Source organism: Pedobacter sp. UYP30 (genome assembly GCF_040547165.1).
In the GTDB taxonomy this organism is placed as follows: domain Bacteria; phylum Bacteroidota; class Bacteroidia; order Sphingobacteriales; family Sphingobacteriaceae; genus Pedobacter.
In genome coordinates this window covers 134,213-155,361 of the sequence record NZ_JBEPPD010000002.1, presented here as the reverse complement: position 1 = coordinate 155,361, position 21,149 = coordinate 134,213, and the positions used below count along the sequence as shown (strand labels likewise).

At 39.6% G+C, this 21,149-nt stretch carries 17 protein-coding genes; 8 read left to right on the top strand and 9 right to left on the bottom strand.

Going from position 1 to position 21,149, the window contains the following annotated elements:
• Nucleotides 1–245 precede the first annotated feature (245 nt).
• Entirely contained in the window at nucleotides 246–1,829 is a 1,584-nt protein-coding gene (locus ABIB40_RS03015) for a peptide chain release factor 3 (RefSeq protein ID WP_354355831.1), read from the bottom strand.
• A 291-nt stretch (nucleotides 1,830–2,120) separates the two neighbouring features.
• Between ABIB40_RS03015 and ABIB40_RS03010 the strand changes: the two genes are divergently transcribed.
• Together ABIB40_RS03010 and ABIB40_RS03005 are read left to right on the top strand one after the other, a co-directional pair.
• Nucleotides 2,121–3,107, top strand: a complete 987-nt coding sequence (locus ABIB40_RS03010; RefSeq protein ID WP_354355829.1) for a pyruvate dehydrogenase complex E1 component subunit beta — start codon at nucleotides 2,121–2,123, stop codon at nucleotides 3,105–3,107.
• Nucleotides 3,108–3,463: 356 nt separating this feature from the next.
• Nucleotides 3,464–3,700, top strand: a complete 237-nt coding sequence (locus tag ABIB40_RS03005) for a hypothetical protein (protein WP_354355827.1) — start codon at nucleotides 3,464–3,466, stop codon at nucleotides 3,698–3,700.
• A gap of 78 nt (nucleotides 3,701–3,778) precedes the next feature.
• Here the strand turns inward: ABIB40_RS03005 and ABIB40_RS03000 are convergent, their stop codons facing one another.
• On the bottom strand, nucleotides 3,779–4,474 hold the full coding sequence (locus ABIB40_RS03000) for a DUF2490 domain-containing protein (RefSeq protein ID WP_354355825.1): 696 nt from the start codon (nucleotides 4,472–4,474) through the stop codon (nucleotides 3,779–3,781).
• Between the two features lie 155 nt (nucleotides 4,475–4,629).
• Between ABIB40_RS03000 and fabV the strand changes: the two genes are divergently transcribed.
• Both fabV and ABIB40_RS02990 read left to right on the top strand, forming a co-directional pair.
• Entirely contained in the window at nucleotides 4,630–5,823 is a 1,194-nt protein-coding gene (gene fabV, locus ABIB40_RS02995; RefSeq protein ID WP_354355823.1) for an enoyl-ACP reductase FabV, read from the top strand.
• A 177-nt stretch (nucleotides 5,824–6,000) separates the two neighbouring features.
• On the top strand, nucleotides 6,001–6,282 hold the full coding sequence (locus ABIB40_RS02990; protein WP_354355821.1) for an ATP-dependent Clp protease adaptor ClpS: 282 nt from the start codon (nucleotides 6,001–6,003) through the stop codon (nucleotides 6,280–6,282).
• An 83-nt stretch (nucleotides 6,283–6,365) separates the two neighbouring features.
• Here the strand turns inward: ABIB40_RS02990 and porN are convergent, their stop codons facing one another.
• The 6 genes from porN to ABIB40_RS02960 all read right to left on the bottom strand — a co-directional run bounded on the left by porN (nucleotide 6,366) and on the right by ABIB40_RS02960 (nucleotide 12,986).
• A complete protein-coding gene (gene porN / locus ABIB40_RS02985; RefSeq protein ID WP_354355819.1) occupies nucleotides 6,366–7,265 on the bottom strand; it encodes a type IX secretion system ring subunit PorN/GldN in 900 nt (299 codons plus the stop codon).
• Nucleotides 7,266–7,272: 7 nt separating this feature from the next.
• Nucleotides 7,273–8,805 carry a type IX secretion system motor protein PorM/GldM gene (gene porM, locus ABIB40_RS02980; protein ID WP_354355817.1) on the bottom strand — a complete coding sequence of 511 codons (1,533 nt, stop codon included), beginning with the start codon at nucleotides 8,803–8,805 and terminating at the stop codon, nucleotides 7,273–7,275.
• Nucleotides 8,806–8,841: 36 nt separating this feature from the next.
• Complete coding sequence (porL, locus tag ABIB40_RS02975; protein ID WP_354355815.1) at nucleotides 8,842–9,648, bottom strand: type IX secretion system motor protein PorL/GldL; 807 nt, start codon at nucleotides 9,646–9,648, stop codon at nucleotides 8,842–8,844.
• Nucleotides 9,649–9,684: 36 nt separating this feature from the next.
• Nucleotides 9,685–11,001: a T9SS ring complex lipoprotein PorK/GldK gene (porK, locus tag ABIB40_RS02970; protein ID WP_354355813.1), complete on the bottom strand. Its 1,317-nt coding sequence runs from the start codon at nucleotides 10,999–11,001 to the stop codon at nucleotides 9,685–9,687.
• 218 nt (nucleotides 11,002–11,219) lie between these two features.
• Entirely contained in the window at nucleotides 11,220–11,990 is a 771-nt protein-coding gene (locus ABIB40_RS02965) for a uroporphyrinogen-III synthase (protein WP_354355811.1), read from the bottom strand.
• A gap of 15 nt (nucleotides 11,991–12,005) precedes the next feature.
• Entirely contained in the window at nucleotides 12,006–12,986 is a 981-nt protein-coding gene (locus tag ABIB40_RS02960; RefSeq protein WP_354355809.1) for a DUF4271 domain-containing protein, read from the bottom strand.
• Nucleotides 12,987–13,178: 192 nt separating this feature from the next.
• Between ABIB40_RS02960 and ABIB40_RS02955 the strand changes: the two genes are divergently transcribed.
• The 3 genes from ABIB40_RS02955 to ABIB40_RS02945 all read left to right on the top strand — a co-directional run bounded on the left by ABIB40_RS02955 (nucleotide 13,179) and on the right by ABIB40_RS02945 (nucleotide 15,881).
• The gene (locus tag ABIB40_RS02955) at nucleotides 13,179–13,928 is read left to right on the top strand and encodes an HAD-IIB family hydrolase (protein ID WP_354355807.1); all 750 of its coding nucleotides are present in this window, start codon (nucleotides 13,179–13,181) and stop codon (nucleotides 13,926–13,928) included.
• A gap of 6 nt (nucleotides 13,929–13,934) precedes the next feature.
• A complete protein-coding gene (locus tag ABIB40_RS02950; protein ID WP_354355806.1) occupies nucleotides 13,935–14,996 on the top strand; it encodes a glycoside hydrolase family 130 protein in 1,062 nt (353 codons plus the stop codon).
• Between the two features lie 162 nt (nucleotides 14,997–15,158).
• Nucleotides 15,159–15,881, top strand: coding sequence for a hypothetical protein (locus ABIB40_RS02945; RefSeq protein WP_354355805.1), 723 nt, complete (start codon nucleotides 15,159–15,161; stop codon nucleotides 15,879–15,881).
• A 157-nt stretch (nucleotides 15,882–16,038) separates the two neighbouring features.
• On the opposite strand, the gene ABIB40_RS02940 is transcribed toward ABIB40_RS02945, so the two are convergent.
• Nucleotides 16,039–18,063 carry a beta-L-arabinofuranosidase domain-containing protein gene (locus tag ABIB40_RS02940; protein WP_354355804.1) on the bottom strand — a complete coding sequence of 675 codons (2,025 nt, stop codon included), beginning with the start codon at nucleotides 18,061–18,063 and terminating at the stop codon, nucleotides 16,039–16,041.
• Nucleotides 18,064–18,447: 384 nt separating this feature from the next.
• On the opposite strand from ABIB40_RS02940, the gene ABIB40_RS02935 reads away from it, so the two are divergent.
• Entirely contained in the window at nucleotides 18,448–21,042 is a 2,595-nt protein-coding gene (locus ABIB40_RS02935) for a hypothetical protein (protein ID WP_354355802.1), read from the top strand.
• The last annotated feature ends 107 nt before the right edge of the window (nucleotides 21,043–21,149 follow it).

Here is a 21,149-nt window from a genome sequence, read left to right as displayed (position 1 = left end):
CAGACAGGATAGAAGTTGTTTTCTTTTGGGATAACCATCGAGAGCCTATGTTTTTCTAAATAGGTCTCTATTGAGAAAAAACCAAATAGCTGAGAAAAAGTTCTCAACTTATTCCTAAATTTCAAACATTATTTTAAAGGAAAAAGCAATCCCTTTAATTTATCAAAATTATATGCTTCCTGCCTCGCAATACTGCCGATCGAATAAAGCCCTTGCTATTAAAAGCCCCTTCAGGGGTTTGGGGTTTAAGCTTTAAACTCGCTCGTTTTATGGAAATCGATATCTGGATAATCTTGTTTGGTTAAATTGATCATGTAATCGCTGTCAGACAAATAAACAGGGTTTCCTTCTTTATCCATCCCAATATGTTGTTGCTTACGCTTTACAAATTCCTCTAACTTTTTTCTATCGGTAGAAGTTACCCAGCTAGAACGCGAATAACTTAACGTACGGAACCTACATTTTGCGCCGTACTCATGCTCCAATCTAAAGTTAATTACCTCAAATTGTAATTCTCCGACAGCGCCGATTACTTTTCTGTTTCCAGGCTGCATTACAAATAATTGTGCTACGCCTTCATCTGTTAATTGTTCAATACCTTTTTCCAACTGTTTGGTCCGCATTGGATCCATGTTTTCCACTTCCTTAAAAATCGACGGAGAAAAACTAGGGATTCCTTTAAATTGTAACTTCTCCCCTTCGGTTAAAGTATCGCCAATTTTAAAGTTACCACTATCGTACAAACCAACTACATCTCCAGGCCAAGCTTCTTCTACAATGCTTTTTTCGTTGGCCATAAAATCCATCGGATTACTAAACTTTAGTTTTTTATCTTGCCTAGTATGATAGTAAAATTTGTTGCGTTCAAACTTTCCAGAACAAATCCTTAGAAACGCAATCCTATCGCGATGCTTTGGGTCTAAATTGGCATGAATTTTAAACACAAAACCGCTAAAGTTTTTTTCATCTACAGTTACGTCTCTTTCCTCTGCTTCGCGATGTTTGGGGCTTGGTGCAATTTCTATAAAAGTATCTAGCAACTCTTTTATTCCGAAATTATTAATTGCACTCCCAAAAAATACGGGCGCTACCAAACCTTCTGTATAAAGTTCATTATCGAGTTTGCCGTAGATTCCATCCACTAGCTCAACGTCGTCTTTCAACTCGTTAATTTCCTTTTCTTTCAAATAATTCAAAAGCGTTGGGTCGTTTAAATCGTTTGCCGCCACTACCGAATCTGTAACTTTTGTTTTATCAGAGTTAAATAAATTTAAGTGTTTATGATAAATACTATAAACACCTTTAAAGGTATGCCCCTGCCCTATTGGCCAAGAAAGTGGGCAAAGACTAATGTTCAGTTTTTGCTCAATTTCATCTAACAAGTCGTATGCATCTTTACCTTCTCTATCCATTTTGTTAATGAAGATAATTACGGGCGTATTCCGCATTCTGCAAACCGACATCAATTTTTCTGTCTGCTCTTCCACCCCTTTTACGCAATCTACCACCAAAATAACGCTATCTACAGCAGATAAAGTTCTGTACGTATCTTCGGCAAAATCTTTGTGGCCAGGCGTATCTAAAATATTAATCCGCTTGCCGCTGTATTCAAACCCCATTACAGAGGTAGCTACAGAAATGCCACGCTGCTTTTCTATCTCCATAAAATCTGAAGTATTGCTCTGGTTTGCCTTGTTGCGCTTAACGGCGCCTGCTGTATTTATCGCCCCACCAAACAATAGAAATTTTTCAGTTAATGTGGTCTTGCCGGCATCTGGGTGACTTATAATGGCAAATGTTTTACGTTTTTCTATCTCGGGGTTAAGCATACTGTCTTTTGGATTGTAAAAAATCTCGAAGCAATAGATCTTTAATCATGCTGCAAAGCTTGCAAAGATACGAAATTGATAATTGGTGCAAAACCCTAATTCCCAAATCAAATCTGCTAATCTTTAAGCAATAGCCCGCATATTCTGTTAGATAGCGAGGAAACAACCTTCTTGCGTTTTGTAAGCGTCTCCTAATTGATTTAACGACGTAATATCCGAAATTAAAAACAAGTTTAGATTTTAATCAAAGGCAATTATAGTTATATTTGTGCCCGTAAGCTAAAAATAATAATGAGAGAAATTCAGTTTAGAGAGGCACTTCGCGAAGCCATGAGCGAGGAAATGCGTAAAGATGATCGTATTTTTTTATTGGGAGAAGAAGTTGCCGAATATAATGGTGCGTACAAAGTAAGTCAGGGTATGTTAGACGAATTTGGCGAAAAACGCATCATCGATACGCCAATTTCAGAAATGGGTTTTGCGGGTATAGCCACTGGTGCAGCAACTGCAGGCTTAATGCCCATTGTAGAATTCATGACTTTTAATTTCTCTTTGGTGGCGATTGACCAGATCATAAATGGTGCTGCCAAAATATTATCAATGAGTGGCGGTCAGTTTTCTTGCCCGATGGTTTTTCGTGGGCCAACAGGTAATGCAGGACAATTAGGCGCTCAGCACTCTCAAAACTTTGAAAACTGGTATGCCAATACGCCAGGCTTAAAAGTTGTAATACCAGCTAACCCGTACGATGCAAAAGGTTTATTGAAACAAGCCATTATAGATCCAAACCCAATTATTTTTATGGAATCGGAGGTGATGTATGGTGATAAAGGCGGTGTGCCGGAGGAAGAATATTACTTAGAAATAGGTAAAGCAAATACTGTAAAAGAAGGAAGCGACGTAACCATTGTTACCTTTGGTAAAATGCTTAGCAGGGTAGTAAATCCAGCTGTAGAAGAATTAACCAAAGAAGGTGTTAACGCAGAAGTTATCGACCTTCGTACTGTTAGGCCAATAGATTATGCGGCAATTATCAACTCGGTTAAGAAAACCAACCGTTTAGTTATTGTAGAAGAAGCTTGGCCGTTGGCATCTATCTCTTCAGAAATAGCTTTTAACGTACAGCGTAACGCTTTTGATTATTTAGACGCACCAGTATTGCGCATTACTTGTGCAGACACGCCTTTGCCTTACGCACCAACGTTAATAGCTGCAAGTTTGCCAAATGTAGAACGCGTGGTTAAAGCGGTTAAAGAAGTAATGTACGTAGCAAAATAGTACTAGACAAAAATAGATACGAACCTCTCAAAGTTTTTCTTTGGGAGGTTTTTTTTTAGGGGGAACCACGAAATAAGTTTCAATGTGGTTTAGTTAAACTAAGTCTTTTTCCTGAGGTTTAAAATCGGATGTCCTTCGACAGGCTACCATTGACGTTTTACATAAGTTATTTACTATCAGTTAATTAAATCATATCTCGTTTTTATTACTCGTTCGTTCAGTCCTGTAAAAAATGGCCTCCAACTCTGCTTTACGATGTCCTATCCGGACGGGAGTTCTACTTTTTTCTTGAAAAAAAAGTAGCAAAACCGAGCATTTCTGCGAGCTCATGAATGCAAATAAAACAATAGGTGCTAATGAATAAATTCAAGGCTGGCACATCTTTGGGTAAAAATTCGCCGAACCATTTTTACAATAATTTGAGGCCGCTTTCCATCGCTTACCCCTCCGCACAGGCTGCAAATTCTTTTTGGACGGTGGGGTTTGGATATTTCTACAAGTCGGTTCTCGCCATTTTTTCCTTCAAACTACTGCTAGGCCGACCCCACCAAGCTGGTTATAGCGAGTTTAGACCAAAACGTCATTTATATTGATTCATGTGGAATATACTAGACCTCTAGATGACACCATTTTGTTTGTTTTTTCTGAACTAAACGAAATTAAAAAAAAAGCTAAAATTTTGTGCTTAATGCCAGCTGCAAAACATGGGTGTCCTTATCGCTATTTGTTCCGATTGAAAAATCATTTAAATAGCCCAAGTCCACATCTAGATTTTTAGAAACCCGATAGCCCAAAGCCAACAGCAACCTATTTTGATCAAGAAAATGATTGTTCAATTTTTCCTTATTCTGAATATTTAAAAGCACCTCGTCCTGCACCAAAGCATAAAATCCACTACTAAATTTTACCTGTTGATTGCTTAGTGGCTGCTGCGCTTTAAACCGATAACGCAAACGCTGAGCAAAAAAATTATGGTCGGTTATTGTTTCGATAAAGCGCTGTTCTAGCCTAAATCTATGTGTAACAGCTGCAGTCCAGAGACTATGTTTTAGGGTATATTGCTCAAAAAGCCTTCTATCGTTTTCTTTTAAATGCACTATCTGGCTTTTTCTAGTGTTTGTTAAAACGCCACCAAAGCCAATTTCTTGGTTAGGTAAAAACCTGTAGTTCAATCCTGTAGTTACCTCCACCTGCTTAAGGAAAGTCCAATTATTTTCTGTTCTTAGCTGCGCATCAGCAAATGCCGTAATCTTATCATTTAATTTGATACTGTTGCTCAAGCTAAACCACCCTGAATTTTCAGATTTGGTTTGTGCAAATAAACCAAAGGGCATCATCACACAACAAACGGCAAGTAAGGTTTTCAATAGGAATTAATTAACACCAAATTTACATCTTTTTAACCTTTAAACAAATCTGTTTGCTCGCTACTTGTTAAATGCATCTAGTATTGCAGCTCATAATCCGTTTTTATCAAACAAAAATTTTCTTAAATTGCAGCCCATATACAAAAACAACAACTATGATTATTGAGCCAAGAATGAGAGGGTTTATCTGTTTAACGGCGCACCCAGAAGGTTGTGCCCAAAACGTGAAAAACCAAATAGACTACGTAGAATCGAAAGGTAAAATAGATGGACCAAAAAAAGTGTTGGTAATAGGTGCGTCGACAGGTTTCGGCTTGTCTTCTAGGGTAACAGCTGCTTTTGGCTCAGGGGCATCAACCATTGGTGTATTTTTTGAAAAACCGCCGCAGCCCGGCAAAACTGCTTCGCCAGGCTGGTACAACAGCGCCGCTTTCGAAAATGAAGCGAATAAAGTAGGCTTATATGCAAAAAGTATAAATGGCGATGCTTTCTCTAAAGAAATTAAAGCAGAAACTCTCGCACTGATAAAAAAAGACTTGGGGCGAGTAGATCAAGTAATTTATAGTTTGGCCTCTCCGGTAAGAAAACACCCAGACACCGAGGTATTGCACCGTTCTACCCTAAAGCCTATTGGTAGAAGTTACAGCAATAAAACGGTAGATTTTCATACCGGAATTGTCTCCACTGTATCGATCGAACCTGCCACCGACGAAGACATTGAAAACACAATAGCTGTAATGGGCGGCGAAGATTGGTCGATGTGGATAGAGGCTCTAAGAGCTGAAGATTTACTTGCAGAAGGCTTTACAACCATTGCTTATTCATACATCGGCCCTGCCGTAACAGAACCTGTTTACAGAAAGGGAACTATTGGCCGCGCGAAAGACAATTTGGAAGCAACTGCATTTAAAATTAGCGAAAACTTAACCGATTTACATGGTAAAGCATACGTTTCTGTAAACAAAGCATTGGTTACACAGGCAAGTTCTGCCATTCCAGTTATTCCGCTTTACATCTCTCTATTATACAAAGTAATGAAGGAAAACGGCACTCATGAAGGCACCATAGAGCAGATTCAACGTTTATATGCTGATCGACTTTATAAGAATGGAACTGTTCTGGTAGATAAAAAAGGCCGCATTAGGATAGACGATTTGGAAATGCAAGACGATGTACAAGAGGAAGTTTCTACCTTATGGGAGAAAGCCAGCACAGAAAACCTAGCTGCAATCGGCGACTTACCGCAGTATAAATCTGACTTTTTAAACCTTTTTGGTTTTGCCGTTGATGGAGTTGATTATGGGAAGGAGAGTGATGAAATGGTAAGAATTCCAAGTATTGAATCCTAGATAAGTAGTTATTTCGATTTATTGCTGAAGAATAATTAATTTACTTGCCTCTATCAAAAACTGATAGAGGCGTTTCTTTCTAACAATCTCCTCATAATACGCAACAATTATCGCCTAACCCAACGTTTTTAACCTTAAAAACCTCTTCCTTAAAATAGGAATGTTTATTTTTGTCAAATGCATACAGAAACCAAAGAGGAAACCTTTACACTCGACGAGATTTTATCGTCTATAAAGACCGTGCGTAGGCTTATTCTTTGGAATGATGATGTAAACTCCTTTGAACATGTGATTTTTTGCATGATGAAATACTTAAAGTACAGCGAAGGCCAAGCAGAAAAAATAGCTTTTAAAGTACATAACGAAGGTAAGTGCACCGTGTTAGAAGGAAGTTTTACGGAAGTAGAGGTGTACAGAAAAATTCTTAAACAAGAGGGACTTACCGTTTCAGTTGACTAGGTAAAAGGAGATTGAGAAAACGTATAAAGTATAAATTATAATCCACAAAAAAAGAGTTTCCAAATCCGAAACTCTTTTTTTATTTAGTATTCCCAAAGTCCTTGCTCGTAATCGAGTAGAGAATTCTGAATTCGATTGGACTCGTATAACCTTTCTCGTGGATCGGCGATGATGTCTTTTAACTTGTTATCACCAGGATTCGATTCCTTTACAATATAGCTGCTAAACAACCTTCGGATGAAAAAATCGTCGAAGCTTAAAGTAGAAGCATCATTTCTGGTATTTACCAAACGTTTTTTAGAAAGCACCTCTCGCGCTTCTGGATAATAAATCCAGAAAACAGGTTGCCACTGGTTGGTAGTTGCGTTGAGTTTAAGCGGTGCGATACCTACTATTCTAGGCTCGAAAACCGATCGTTTGCTGTCAAAAATCCAATCTTCTTTAATTCTATATTTTAAAAAAGATTCTGGGTTAAAATCATTTACAACAGTTGTAACAGTTCCTGATTTATTATCAGAAACTTCTACAGTACCTAGGGCTACGCTTTTTGCAGAATCAGCCTGCATTGGGTTGTTAAAAGCGTCGTCTTCATTTAGCGAACTATCTATTGGCGCATAGGCTGTTAACTCCCCGCTCTTAACTGCATTTAAAATTACATCTATCAACCTAGATTTTGGTGCTTTCAATATAGAATTAACAGTGTCGCGCAAATCTATCTCGCGCCAAATTCTTTTTGCGTAAAATACGTCTTCGTCTCTTACGTCTGCCAACGGTACCATTTCGGTACTATCTATATCTTTACGGGCATAGAAACCATCTCTCGGCGGAACTTTCAGTTTCTTTTTAGCAATTTTATTCGCAGCGATGGTGTCTACAGATTTTACTTGCGCCTTAGCCTGTTTCTTCAACGGAGCCTTTTTAACTTGGGCGTGCAACGAGGCGGCAAACAACACAAAAATAAAAACACTTAAAATCTTTTTCATAACTCTATTATTTAGCCGAGAACGCCACCGAAGGCAAAATTCTCTGACGGCCATCAGGGCCTTGAGAAACTATATCTTCAAAAAACACCCTAGTTCCAGGTGTAATAGCGTTCATTGCCGAGCGAACTGCGCCATTAAAACTACCACCACTGCCAGCAATGGTCACGGCATCTGATCGCGGTTTGATGATGGTCATTTTATACCGTAATATAGTAAACTTCACATCAAACGGAAAATCGTCTAAATCTGCTTCTATCTCTGATTCTCTCTTTAACTGCACAGAAGCGACATCGCCACCTGCCCTACCGCCAACTTTGGCAACCGGAGCCGGAATTGCTTTTATCCTGAATTTCTGAGTGCCTAAACTTATTGTTTTTCCATTATTATCTGCAGAAACACCTATAGATACCTCCGAGCCTACCAAACTACCCGCCACATTTACCATATAGTTTCCGTTGCCGCCAGTCATCGAACCTTTAGATATAGAAGCTTTTACGCTTTGTAGCGGAAAACCAGCTGCAGAAACGGCAAAAGGGTTGGGTATGCCCGCATAAATAACATTTAACTTGGTAGATGATACCGTTGCAGATGGTTTTGCCACCTGATAACTTTGTTCTGCTGTTTTATATTCTTTGATTTGCCCGTCTGTTTGCTTTACCCTAATGGTTCCAACCCATTTAAAAACGCCCACGCTCCCAGTAGAACCTGTGTAGGTTGCTTTCCCTTCTTTTACCGCCAATGGACTTCCATTTACCAAAATATTAGGATTTGATTTGGAATCGCTAGCTGTTAAAAAAACTTGTGCGCTATACGGTTGTCCTTGTATAACGTAAGATGTAGGCGCTACTGCAACTGCAGCAAATTGATCGATGTTTACCAAAGCTTTATCCATGTTTCCAAACAATTTTTTTACAACCTCAGCTTCTGCATTTTTCGTGTCTGTTTGCAATTTGGTTAAAATAGTCATGGCAGCTGTAAGCGGTGTTCCTTCACCAAAATACACATCCTCCCATTTTCCTTTTCTTTTTATCGCCGGATCTTTGGCTTCTAAAGAAAAAGAAACGTTTTTGCCATCGGTAGGCCCTAACAAAGCGATAAGCTTCTCTCTTGTTTCGTTAATCTTTTGCTTAAGCTTCTCCCCTTCTTTTTGGTTGATCATGATGGTTTGGGCAATATCCATATTCTCGCGGCGCTTTAAATCGCCTGTTTCTGGATCGATTCCATTACCAGCAACCGTAAACTTTTGCTTAATACTTTCTATGTAGTTATTCAAACCGTCGGCAACTGCTTTAGCCTGCTTTGCTCTGTCGTAAATTGGTTGAGCGCGAGCAGGTTCATCTTTAAGCTTAGAATTTTCGAAAGCAGAAAAAAGCTGATCTATGCTTACGTTAACGTTGTTTTTTGAAGTTTCTAAACTATCGTTTATATTTTTAAAGGCATTTAATATTGTGTCTGATACGTTTAATGCGAGCATAGCCAACAATACCAAATACATGATATTGATCATCCGCTGCCGCGTTGTTTCTTTTCCTCCAGCCATTTGTTAAGTAGTTCTTTTTAGATTAAAATTAAACCGTTAAACCCTTGGCCCATTCATTGCCGATAACATATTGCCGTAAATGGCATTTAAGGAAGATAAATTTTTTGCAAGCCTACCTACTTCTTCCTTAAACTGTTTAGAATCTTCCATAGATTCATTAAAATTCTGCATGGTTTGCGATAAGTTTGAGTAGAACTTATTCATAGATTTTAAGTGTGCGCTAGAATCTTGCAGTTCTAATTCGTAAACAGCATTTAAGGCCGATAAATTCTTAGCAAGGTTATTAACCTGATCGTGATAAGCCTGAGAATCGACCTTGCTCTCACCCATCGCCTTTAAATTAGAGGTAGCGCTTTCGAATGCTAAACTTAGACCATCAAATCCCGCAGAGGCAGTTTTTACTTTGCCGGTAAATTCGTTGGTTGCGATCGAAGCATCCGCAACGTTAGATATATTGGCAACTTTATCGCCAAAGGTTCTAAGTCCAGTTCCCAAACTTTCTATTAACTCTGGCCCAATTTTAGCATCAGAAAGCATTCTGTCTAAAGCAGCAGTACTACTTGCTGAGGCTGCCGCAACAGGACGTGCCGAAACGGTTGGCAACTCTCCTTTATAATTTTCATTCAACTCTGGGTAAACTCTATCCCAAGCTGGTTCTGGTTCTGGCGGGAAAAACCCTGTTAAGAAAAACAAGCATGCTTCTACACCCAATCCTATACCAATGGCATAGTTTCCCAATATTCCACCTATGTGTAGAATTTTAAATAATGCACCGATGATTACAATACTTGCTCCCCACGATATTGCTAAGTGTAACCAACTTGGTTGTTTTTTTGCAGCCATAAAATTTTATTGTTTTTTTTTTAAATCTTTAACTAGTTAATTTTTCATTGTAGTTCCAGGATATGCAGAAACGCATCTGAAACCAATATAAGATCTCTGTTGATCTTGATACTCGTATGTAGAAACCGAGTTCTGCAGAAAATATCCTGTATCTTTCCAAGAACCACCCTTTACCACTTTACGTTTTAGATATTTGCTATCGTTTTTACCCGCATCGTACGTAAATGTTGGATTTAAATCGTGTAACATAGGACCTGCAGATTTATTATATGCCGTTTTGGTCCATTCTGCCACGTTTCCAGCCATATTGTATAAACCATAATCATTTGGAAAATAAGAATAGACACCAACCGTGTAAATACCGCCATCACTAGAATAATCTCCTCTACCGGGCTTAAAATTTGCCATTAAGCAACCTTTTGCATTTCTGATGTAAGGCCCTCCCCAAGGATATTTCGTCTTAATGTTTCCGCCTCTAGCAGCGTATTCGAAATTAGTTGCAGAAGGCAATTCATAATCTAACCTAGCGTTAATGGGTATCTTCTTAGCAGCTGCTGCGCCCTGATATAGCTGACTTCTCCACTGCGCAAATGCACTCGCTTGTTCCCAACTAACGCCAACCACCGGATAATCATCATACGAAGGATGATTGTAATAACCGCGCACCATTGGGTCATTCTGCGAATACGTAAAATCTGTTTTCCAAACCAACGTATCGGGATAAACTGAAACCGTAAATCTATCTATATAATCCTGACGTCTGCTATTTGGGTCTTTATGTCCTTTCGCCGCCTTATCTAGATTTAAATAACCGTAAGAATAAATTAGTTTCCTCACATCTATTTCCTTTTTGCCAGGCAGGGCATCCAATCCAGAATAATACATCCCATCTAACTGATTGTTTGCCGCTGTATTCTTACCCTTTCCACCTCGCCAAATATTTTCCCCGTTCTTTCCTACCTTCTTCCAATCTATAAATTTCTCTCCCCCTAAGCTTTGACCATTTTTTGCTTGTTTGGTAAACTGAGCTGGCATACCCATCATAACCAAAGCAATGGAATCTCTAACCCAGTTGGTAAACTGCCTATACTCAGCATTGCTAATCTCAGTTTGGTCCATAAAGAATGCGCTTATGGTGGTCATTTTACTAGGTCCGCTTTGGGAAAAAGTAATGTCCTCATCATCACCTCCAAGCGGTGTATGACCCGGCGGAATAAAAACCATACCATAAGGTACCTTATTGTTTTTAAACTTTCTATTGTAAGCCCCCCTTAGTTCCCCATCGTTACTAGAGCCGCAGCTCGCAAACAACACAGTTACACTTACAAACACCAAAAGGTAAATTTTCTTCATTTTTTATTAAATGTGTACAGCACAGCGTTCTTTTTAATTTTCAAACATCATGGAAATTATCAACAATTGCAAATTTTTTACTCGAAAATACAATAAATTATGGCTAATATAGCCTTTAGGGATACTTTTAAAAGGCAATTTACGCGTAACGTACTGACTGCTATGATTATAACAGTTTTATTGAACTTTTATAATTTTGATTGCTTATTGTAGAAAATCTATTTATTAGAAACTTTTACATAATTCTCTATCGCCATAGTCATAGATGGAACACCCGGGGCTGGAGCGACAATGTCTACAATCAATCCCATATCTTCCACTGCTTTTGCGGTGCTGGTACCAAAGGCGGCTATTCTGGTTTTATTCTGTTCGAAGGTTGGAAAATTTTGATAGAGAGATTGTATACTAGAAGGACTAAAAAAAGCAATAACGTCATAAAAAACATCAGCCAAATCAGAGAGATCGGTAACTACCGTTTTAAACAACACTGCTGCGGTAATGTCAAAACCCTTATCATCCATAATATTCACAAGATCTTCTGTAGCCATATCAGAGCAGGGATAAAGAAATTTTTCGTCTGCGTGTTTTTTCAACACCTCGGTAAGATCTGTTATTCCTTTCTTTCCGAAAAAGATTTTACGTTTACGATACTGAATATATTTTTGAAGGTAAAGCGCTATAGTTTCCGACAAGCAGAAGTATTTCAAATCTGTGGGCACCTCATAACGCATTTCTTCGCATATTCTAAAAAAATGATCGGCTGCCGTTCTACTTGTTAATACTAAAGCTGTAAAATCAGAAAGATTAATTTTATCTTTTCTAAAATCTCTTGCAGGAATACTCTCCACATGGATAAAAGATCTAAAATCAACCTTTAAATTAAGTTTTTTTGCCAGATCGTAATAAGGAGATTTGTCTGTTTCTGGCTTGGGCAAAGTAACTAAGATGCTCTTTACTTTGTTAAGTCTTTCGTTAGTCTGTTCTTCCATTTTTTTCGTTTTCTACTATAATCCTATCGCCTTTATTAAAATCAAAATGGGACATATTTCGAGGGCGCAAAAATACAAAAATAAATGCACTTTAGAAAACCTATTAACAGAAAGTATGGTTGTAGCTACTCTAAGTACCTGAAATACAAATACAATAACCAAAAGTAAACACCCTACAGCTATAAATAAGTTTGCGTACGCAAGTGGCGATAAAGCGTAAGCCACTACCAAGGGCGCAAATAAGATTGAAACATTAAAATAACTTAAATATAGAATAGAAATATATTCGCTTACAGGTTTTTGAAGATTAAATAAGAAGCCCAAAAACCGCAAAAACAACAACTTTAAGGCTAGCAGTAATACAATAAAACCCGATACTCCAAACAAAAACTTAAAACCATTGCGCGCTTGCGGGAGCTGATAATGTTGTGCCACGAGAAATAGATACATTCCAAAAATTAGGCCGAACAGCAAAAAAAGCAGTAAAAACGGCCAAGAATTGAGTAAACTTTCTTCCTTATTGATGTTTACAAGTGCCCTTTTGCTAAAAAACGAATTTACAATAGCAGCAAATTGATTTGGAAAGGAGAACTTAAGGACACCAAAAATAATCAACATCACAAAAATGAGCCCTAAAAATAACGGATTTCCTTTAGGCACCGGCTTTCCTAGTTTATAGGGGTTGTTGGGCTTTTTATACGCTTTATACTTCTGTTGCCAAGCCCATAAATTTAATGTTGGGAAAACATAGTCTTTCTCTACGCTATCAAGCAGCGCACTTCTATTTATCAAGCTGTCTGGCAATACCCAAGTATGGCTAATAATGGAGTCTGTTATGATTTTTTGTTTAGCAATAAACCCAGGATCTATTTTCTTTTTGTAGGTGATGTTAGGTGAAGACTGTATGGAGTCTTGTTGCTGAGGAGCCAGAATAAACGCAAAGCAAACATTAAAAAATGCGCCAAACATCAACACGAGAAAATAACGCTTAGCCATTAACCACCAATTATTTTTTTTGCAAAACTACTTTATATCTTAGGTTTTACCTAAAAAAATTAAGCTTGAAAATTTAACATCGCGTCAAGGCAAATTGCGTATAATGGATTTTCTAGTTTTTTTGATGATGTAAAAGGAAAAGACAAACAATAAATTGTTGAGGTTGTTAACACCAATAAAAAGGAAGGTTTTATGAAAAAATTAGTGGTATTTGATTTAGATGGAACATTGGCTAAAAGTAAATCTATCATTACCAAAGCTATGGTGGCCATGCTAAGTTCCTTATTAGACAATGCAAGAGTGGCCATTATTTCTGGCGCAGATTGGCCACAATTTAAAAAACAGGTGTTGGCAAAAATGGGCGAACCCAAACAGCTAAAAAACCTTTCTATTTTACCTACTTGTGGCACAAAATTCTACAGCTACAAAAAATCTTGGACAAAAATTTACGCTGAGAACTTTACCAAAAAGCAGAGCGAAAAAATAAAAACAGAATTAAAAAAAGCCATAGACCAATCTAACATCGAGTTTGGTAAAACTTGGGGTGAGCAGATAGAAGATAGGGGCAGTCAAATCACTTTTTCTGCGCTAGGACAAAAGGCACCTTTAAGCGCAAAAAAAGATTGGGATCCCGATTTTAAAAAAAGGAAAAAAATAAAAGCCAAGCTAGATAAAAAACTAAAAGATTTCGACGTAAACCTAGGTGGCTCCACTTCTATAGACATTACCAAAAAGGGAGCAGATAAAGCTTATGGCATTGAGAAACTGAAGGAGACATTTAAGTTAAAAACATCAGAGATAATGTTTATCGGAGATGCGCTTTTTCCAGGGGGAAATGACCATCCTGCGAAGAAAACCGGGGTGGATTGCATCCAAGTGCGGAATCCAGACGAAACGAAAACCATTATCGAAGCAATTGTTGCCTGTTTATCTTCTAAATAAAAATTCATGAATAAATTTAAGCTGGAACGCATTTGTACCATTATGGAACCCGAAGCGGGAAATGCTAACGAAGCAGAAGGCGTTTTAAATCCGGCAGCAATTAGAGGCCAAGATGGCGAACTTTACCTTTTTCCGAGGTTGGTTGCAAAAAACAACTATTCCAGAATTGGTATTGCAAAAGTGCTATTCGATAAGGATGGCGAGCCAACAGGCGTGGAGCGTTTAGGCATTGCCCTAGCACCCGAGGCACCCTACGAGAAAAGAAGCAACGGCGGTGGCGGATGCGAAGACGCCAGAGTTAGCTTTGTAGAAATTCTTGGCCGTTATGTAATGACTTATACCGCCTTTGGCCCAGATGGCCCAAGAATAGCAGCTGCTTACTCTCACGACTTGCTGAAGTGGACAAGAATTGGCTTGGTTGAATATTTGCCTTTTAAAAATATAGATTTTAACGATGTAGATGACAAGGATGCCTGCACATTTCCAATACTGATCCCGAGCCCACATAACCATGGGTCTTTGGCCATGTTACACCGTCCACTTTTTCCTGGTACTAGTCCCGATGAAATGGTAAAGCATCCAAAACGAAAACCGAGCGATGAAACACAATCTATTTGGATTTCTTATTGCAACTTAAAACCTGGGGAAACTGTAAAAACCGCCGAATTTACTTCGCACCATTTACTTGCTATGCCCGAAGCAGATTGGGAAAAAGTAAAAATCGGAGCTGGCGCCCCTCCTATTTTAACAAAACACGGTTGGCTGCTCGTTTATCACGGCGTGCGCGAATTTGGAGATTCTTGCCAAGAAACACCTAAGTTTTGTTATTCTGCTGGTGCAATGGTACTCTCGGTAAAGAATCCGCAGAAGATATTATATAGATCAAAGGAACCTATATTAGAACCAGAGCTCGAAGACGAAAAAATAGGGACAATTGGAAACGTGGTCTTTCCAACCGGTACCGATAGAAGAGATGATTTAGGACAACCAGAGCGAATAGATGTGTATTATGGCATGGCCGATAACCGCATTGGCGTGGCAAAGATGATTGTACCAGATGAGTTGTAATTCAGCTATTTGAAATAACTACAAATCTCCAAGCTGAGTAATAATGTGGGTTTCTTACCGATGCGCTATAAATAAATCTGAAAAATTCGATTTGCTTTCGAGAAAAATTTGGGGTTAGCAATATGAGATTATAAATTTATTGGGAGTTTAAATCACGTCATCATGCGAAAGCAAGCATTTTTATTTTTGTCTATTTTCTTTTTGGGATGTAATTTAGCATTCTCCCAAACCTACCAAATAACATCTTTTGAAGGCCAAGATGTAAAAGTTAATTTGAGCCAAAAGTTGTTTAGTAAAACATTAACTGTGGCGTGTTTGGGCGATACAGTACGCTTTTCTGATTGTACAGGACTTATAAAGGTTACGCCCTTAAATGAAAAATTTTTACAGGTTATATACGGTTTGAGGGGCGGCGCAAGCTTCGATTTAGACCGAAGAAATACCTTGATTTTGTCTATCAGCAATAATAAAATTAAGGTTTCAATGCTCGTGCAATCTTATATAGGAATGTTGATTGGAAGCGAAGACCACTATGTTAACTGTATTTACCAATACCAATTAAAATTGATGGGGAATAATGTAAACAATTACAAAATGAGTGTCAACATTCATGGCGATCGAAAACTTGCTTCTGGAGATATAGAAAAAAATATAAACAAACAATATTCTTTAAAATTTGATCAAAACCGTAAATTTTTCTACAGCAGTTATGAACACATAGCAAAAGACCAATCGGTCTATGACTTTAGAAGTCAACAATCACGTAAAATACATATTGGGACTAATTTGCCAACAATTATTTTATACAAAGACAACTATTATTTTGCAAATGATAAATGGTATCGATATAACGAAGATGGCAGCTGGCTACAATACTCCTATTGAGGGCAGAAAAACAGGGAGCTAAAGAACTTCATTCCTTCTGAAAAAAGTCATCACTACGAGATCGTAAGCAATCTATCCCATTGGCAGGATGAGATTACTTCAGTAAAAAACCTCGTAACGATGCAAATTTTTTTTGGGGCTAAATGTTTTCTTCCATCTATTTTCTGCCAACTACCGGAAATTCTGAAATTCTTAATTTGGTAGTGCCATAAGGCACTAAAGTTACCTCTTCTTCTTCGCCCGGAGCAATATCGTTGATGTTGCTAAATGGAACAGGGCCCGTCATTCCATTATACAACTGCCATGTTGGGATCCGTTTTGCTTTGGTTGTAATCTGCAACGGCGCGTTGGCAAGGTTCCATGGAAAATTTGAAACCTTTCCTAACTTCTCTACCTTAAAGTCCTCGTTCAGTTTCTTCTCAGACATATCAAACAAGCCATAATTCCAAGGACTGCCTGGTTTAACCTCATAATAATAGCCTCCATAGTGTTTGGGGTCTAAGGTGTTTTTCACTTTTTGTGTATCCTCCTTAATTTTCAAGGCATAGGTAATCGGTCCTCTTTCAATCGACATCGTATTTTCATACCAAGTATTTTTAAAGATATGCATTGGCAATGCCAGTTCAACCACATCGCCCGATTTCCATACCCGTTCTATCTTTGTGATCTGGTTCCCATCCACCTCTCGAAAATCTAGCCCATTTATTTTAATTGTAGCTTTTTTACACCAGCCCGGAATGCGTAAATGAAATGGGAATTGCGCAGATTTCCCCTTCCCCATTTCCATCGAAAATTTAATGGTTTCGCTAAATGGGTAATTTGTCTCCTCATTAATGTTTACTTCCGTTCCGTTAGCAACTTTGGCTCGAACTCGGCTAGGCGAATAAACCAATGCCGCTATTCCTCTATCGGCAGTTGCATACCATAAATTCTGCGTAAATTTAGGCCAGCCCTGGTGCATGTTAGAGGTGCAGCAAGGATAGCCTGTAAGTAAGCCGTAGGTTACATCAGTGCCGCCGTGGTTCTGATCAAAATTTCTGAGTTGCCGGGTTGCCATTACCTGGTTTGCCTGCTGAAAATATTGGTGATTAAGATAATCATCACTTGTTTGAGCGGGCAGCGCATTAAAGGCTATCTTCTCCAACCTGTCTGCGTATGGTACTTCGCCCGTAATTTCTAACGTATTTTCTAAGCTGAACATCATTTCTACAGCACTGCATAACTCGGAACCTTGGGTTGGGTTGTTGCCATGTAGCGCTTCATCGCCACCAAAAAGACCATGAGCCATACCATCGTATTTCCGCAAATCATCATAACCTTTATCTAGCGAGTTTAGGTATTTTTTTTCTGCGTGGCGTTGATAGTAAATTGCTGGGGTCTTAATTCCCTGGGCAAGATTTACGCAATGAATGCTGCCAACTGTAGACAAAAGGTCTGTGTACAAAAAGGCATCTGTATAATCAAACGTTTGCTTATAAAGCAAATCACCAAGATCCAACAAAAATTTATCTCCCGTAATGTTGTAAAGCCAATAGACAACCATCAAATTATCACCGCCACGGTATTTAGCCCAAAAAGTCCAGTGATCTAATGGTTTACTTGGAAGTTCTTTGAGTTGATACTTAAAATAATTGGTCATTAACTTAATCACCCTCTTATCTCCGGTTGCCGAATAATATTGTTTCAATACTTTTAGCATAACCATTTTGGGCCACCAATCTCGGCTATTATCTCTTTGTACGCCGGCCTCATTCGGGTAATCCTTTGATGGACCAAAATAACCATCTGCGGTTTGGCTCTTTATGCTCCATTCTACCCAAGGTTTAACTTTTGCGATAAGTGCTTTATCGTTTAGAATATACGCAAGCGGCAAAAGACCATCAATCCAATATGGCCCACGCTCCCATTGGTCGCCGTCGCCTCCCAACCAACCATTTCTATTGTTCATCACCGCTGAATACAGCGTATCTAAGTTACCTGTTGCCCCGTTCTTTTGGCGAATAAGCATTTCTTTCAACCAACCTTCGGGCTTAATTGCACCCAGAGGCAACTCTATGTATGGATTTGTTCTTAAAGGCGCGCGATTTGCAACGTAGAGATTTTCTCCACCTGTTTTGCTTTGCGCAAAAATAGAAGGCGCTAAAATAAGTTGTAAAAAGATAAAAGTTAGCTTAATTTTCATGTTGATTGCTGTTGATGATCTATTTGGCGCAAAGACATCCGATGATAGTTGTAAGATTCGAAGTTAACAAAATATGTGCTGCCTTCTTTAATCTGGCTTCTTTTTTCGTTCAAGCGGGATGAAAATAAAGCATGCAAAATCATACCTGATAAAAGAAATTAAAAGAGATATTTGAGAATAAAATTTGCATTTTTGTTAATACAGTATTCGGCTATGGTGGTTACGTTAAACTTATATGCCGCACAAACCCCTCTGTAAATCAACCTACTGAGGTTATTTAACAAATAATGTCTTAAAATATTAAACCCACAGATGCAAACAAATTACCGGGATTTTTTGGGAGCATGAAAATCACCTTTAAACGCTCCTTCTATGACCAGACCAATGAACATCAATACCGCTTTGAAAAGTACGATTGTGGTTTTCCTCATGTTGACAGGCCTCGTTTCCAAGGGGCGGGCACAAGAGGAGAACAAGATATCCTTTATCAACACCTTTATGGACACCTTGGCCAAAAAGTTGCCTGCGGAGAAACTGTTCCTCCAGACCGACAGGGGATTTTACAGCCAAGGCGATACACTTTGGTTCAAGGGCTATCTGTTCGGTGCGAAATATCTCACCGCATCCAAAAAAAGCGGGGTAGTTTACGTCGAGCTTATCGGCAAGGACAACAAAGTGGCAAAACGAATGGTACTGGAGACCAGCAACGGGCTTTTTAACGGGTCGATGGCCTTAGATGGCGATGGGCTAAAAACGGGATACTTTATCCTAAGGTGCTATACCAACTGGATGCGCAACTGGGGAACCTCCTCTTTTTTTAGCAAAAGCCTTTTCTTCGACCGTTTGGTCGGAACATCGAAAATTGGTAATTCCGTGGGTTCAACCAGGAACCAGACAATTGCCTCCGAAAAGGCGAAAAGAGACCAACAAAATACAAATAACGACATAGACCTGCAATTTATGCCAGAAGGTGGGCACTTGGTCGATGGGCTGGCGGCCAACATCGGCTTCAAGGCAATGGCCGCAGATGGCAACGCTATGCCTATATCGGGCATTGTCTACAACAGCAAAAAACAAGAGGTGGCAAAGTTTAACTCCGCCCATGCCGGCATGGGGTTTTTTGACCTGAACCCCGTGGCGGGCGAAGATTATTATGCTGTCATCACTTCGCTAGCCACCTCCAAAAAATATAATCTTCCCCATGCGCTTCCATCGGGCGTAACGCTACGCGTGATCAACGACCTCGAAAGTGGCGAGATAAAGGTAAAGATCAACGCATCTCCTCACGTCAACAACAAATCGCCGTATTACCTGGTCGCACAATCGAGGGGGGCGCTCTGTTATGGCGCAATCTTGACCTTCAAAGATCGGGAGGTCATCGCAGATATGCCCAAAAGCAAGTTCCCCAGCGGGCTGGTGCGGATAACCCTGTTCGACGAAAACCTGAAACCGATAAATGAGCGCGTTACGTTCGTGGACCATCACGATGGCCTAAAAATAGACCTGACCACTTCTACAGGTGACCTCCACACCCGCGACAGCGTATCCCTGCGCTTGAAGGTGACCGATAAGGCGGGAAATCCCGTGGAGGGCAGTTTTTCTGTCGCCGTAACCGATAACGGACTTGCGCCCGCAGATACCAGCAACAACATCCTGACCTCCTTATTGCTCAGCGGCGACCTTCGGGGACAGATCGAAGACCCCGCCTATTACCTTGTTCCCAAACCAGAGAACCATGCAGCGCTGAATTGCCTGCTGTTGACACAGGGATGGGCGGATTACAAGTGGAACGATTTCAAATTGCCGCCGATCCAGTACCCGGCCCAGCGGGAGTTTACCCTGGGCGGCAAAATCACCAATTTTTTGAACAAGGGATTGCCCGGCACAAGGGTCAGGCTGTTCTCCAAGCAGCCATTTTTTGTTCTGGACACCGTGACCGACCAGCAGGGCGACTTCGTTTTCAGGGACCTGCCCCGCCTGGATACCGCCAACTTTATCCTTCAGGCGCTAAAAAAGAATGGCGATACCAAGACCGTAAACTTTATAATGCCAGACGATGAACCAGTGCCGGTGTCGGTTCTAAGGGCAGCCACTCTACCAATGAAAAATAAAACACTCGACAGCTCGTTGGTTCGGGCACTAAAAAACAATGTGGAGATAAAAAACAAAGAAGAGGAAGTGATGGGCGGCAAGAATACCCTGAAAGATGTGCTCATCACAGCTAAAAGAAGCATAAAGGGATCCAAGAACCTCAACGGGCCTGGCAACGCCGACCAGGTCATCGATGAAAAAGAACTCCTCAAGGCTAAAAAAACTCCGCTTATGGAACTGTTGAGAGAAAGGATAATAGGATTTCATGAGGGTATGTTTCCGTTAAGGGCAGGCCTATTTGAAAGGCAAAGCAGCTACATGATTAAAAGCCATCGTGTAAGATTCGTTTTCGATGGCATCGATGCGGAAGACTATTTCAGGCCTAGCCTTTCTGGGGGGTCTTTTCAACGGCTCATATTTCTGAAGGGAATTATTGAACAGTTCAGCGCGGAGGACATCAAAGGCATGGAGGTGATGTACAGCAGCAGGTACAACAATATCTATAATGCGAAAATACTCTCCTCTCACGAACAACTGACATTTCTAAGTCCTGTAGACGATCGGGATTTTGCCTATATTGAGATTACCACAATATCTGGTAAAGGGCCATTGGTCAATCTTAAAGATGGCTTCTATACCTATCGGCCTATAGTGCCACCCTCGAGCAAAGAATTTTATAAACCAAAGTACAAAAGCAAAGACACGGGCATAAAAAACGATTTCCGTTCTACGCTTTACTGGACGCCAAATGTGGTGACCAATGCCAGTGGCGAAGCTACCGTCTTTTTTTTCACATCAGACAGGAATGGCACTTTTACCATCGCCGCACAGGGCAGCAACATGAATGGTCTGATTGGCGCGGGGTATGGAGCATTTGAAGTAAGGTAAGATGATGAGTAATACGGATAAAATTATTTAAATAAACCACATACAGACAATTGCTCAAAATATATCAGATCTTACATCTAAAATATTTTCTTTCTGATTGAGATAAA

Excerpts from the sequence above, each read along its gene's own strand:
- ABIB40_RS03015 (WP_354355831.1), bottom strand. The coding sequence starts at position 1,829 with ATGCTTAACCCCGAGATAGAAAAACGTAAAACATTTGCCATTATAAGT.
- ABIB40_RS03010 (WP_354355829.1), top strand. The coding sequence starts at position 2,121 with ATGAGAGAAATTCAGTTTAGAGAGGCACTTCGCGAAGCCATGAGCGAG.
- ABIB40_RS03005 (WP_354355827.1), top strand. The coding sequence starts at position 3,464 with ATGAATAAATTCAAGGCTGGCACATCTTTGGGTAAAAATTCGCCGAAC.
- fabV (WP_354355823.1), top strand. The coding sequence starts at position 4,630 with ATGATTATTGAGCCAAGAATGAGAGGGTTTATCTGTTTAACGGCGCAC.
- ABIB40_RS02990 (WP_354355821.1), top strand. The coding sequence starts at position 6,001 with ATGCATACAGAAACCAAAGAGGAAACCTTTACACTCGACGAGATTTTA.
- porN (WP_354355819.1), bottom strand. The coding sequence starts at position 7,265 with ATGAAAAAGATTTTAAGTGTTTTTATTTTTGTGTTGTTTGCCGCCTCG.
- porM (WP_354355817.1), bottom strand. The coding sequence starts at position 8,805 with ATGGCTGGAGGAAAAGAAACAACGCGGCAGCGGATGATCAATATCATG.
- porL (WP_354355815.1), bottom strand. The coding sequence starts at position 9,648 with ATGGCTGCAAAAAAACAACCAAGTTGGTTACACTTAGCAATATCGTGG.
- porK (WP_354355813.1), bottom strand. The coding sequence starts at position 11,001 with ATGAAGAAAATTTACCTTTTGGTGTTTGTAAGTGTAACTGTGTTGTTT.
- ABIB40_RS02965 (WP_354355811.1), bottom strand. The coding sequence starts at position 11,990 with ATGGAAGAACAGACTAACGAAAGACTTAACAAAGTAAAGAGCATCTTA.
- ABIB40_RS02960 (WP_354355809.1), bottom strand. The coding sequence starts at position 12,986 with ATGGCTAAGCGTTATTTTCTCGTGTTGATGTTTGGCGCATTTTTTAAT.
- ABIB40_RS02955 (WP_354355807.1), top strand. The coding sequence starts at position 13,179 with ATGAAAAAATTAGTGGTATTTGATTTAGATGGAACATTGGCTAAAAGT.
- ABIB40_RS02950 (WP_354355806.1), top strand. The coding sequence starts at position 13,935 with ATGAATAAATTTAAGCTGGAACGCATTTGTACCATTATGGAACCCGAA.
- ABIB40_RS02945 (WP_354355805.1), top strand. The coding sequence starts at position 15,159 with ATGCGAAAGCAAGCATTTTTATTTTTGTCTATTTTCTTTTTGGGATGT.
- ABIB40_RS02940 (WP_354355804.1), bottom strand. The coding sequence starts at position 18,063 with ATGAAAATTAAGCTAACTTTTATCTTTTTACAACTTATTTTAGCGCCT.
- ABIB40_RS02935 (WP_354355802.1), top strand. The coding sequence starts at position 18,448 with ATGAACATCAATACCGCTTTGAAAAGTACGATTGTGGTTTTCCTCATG.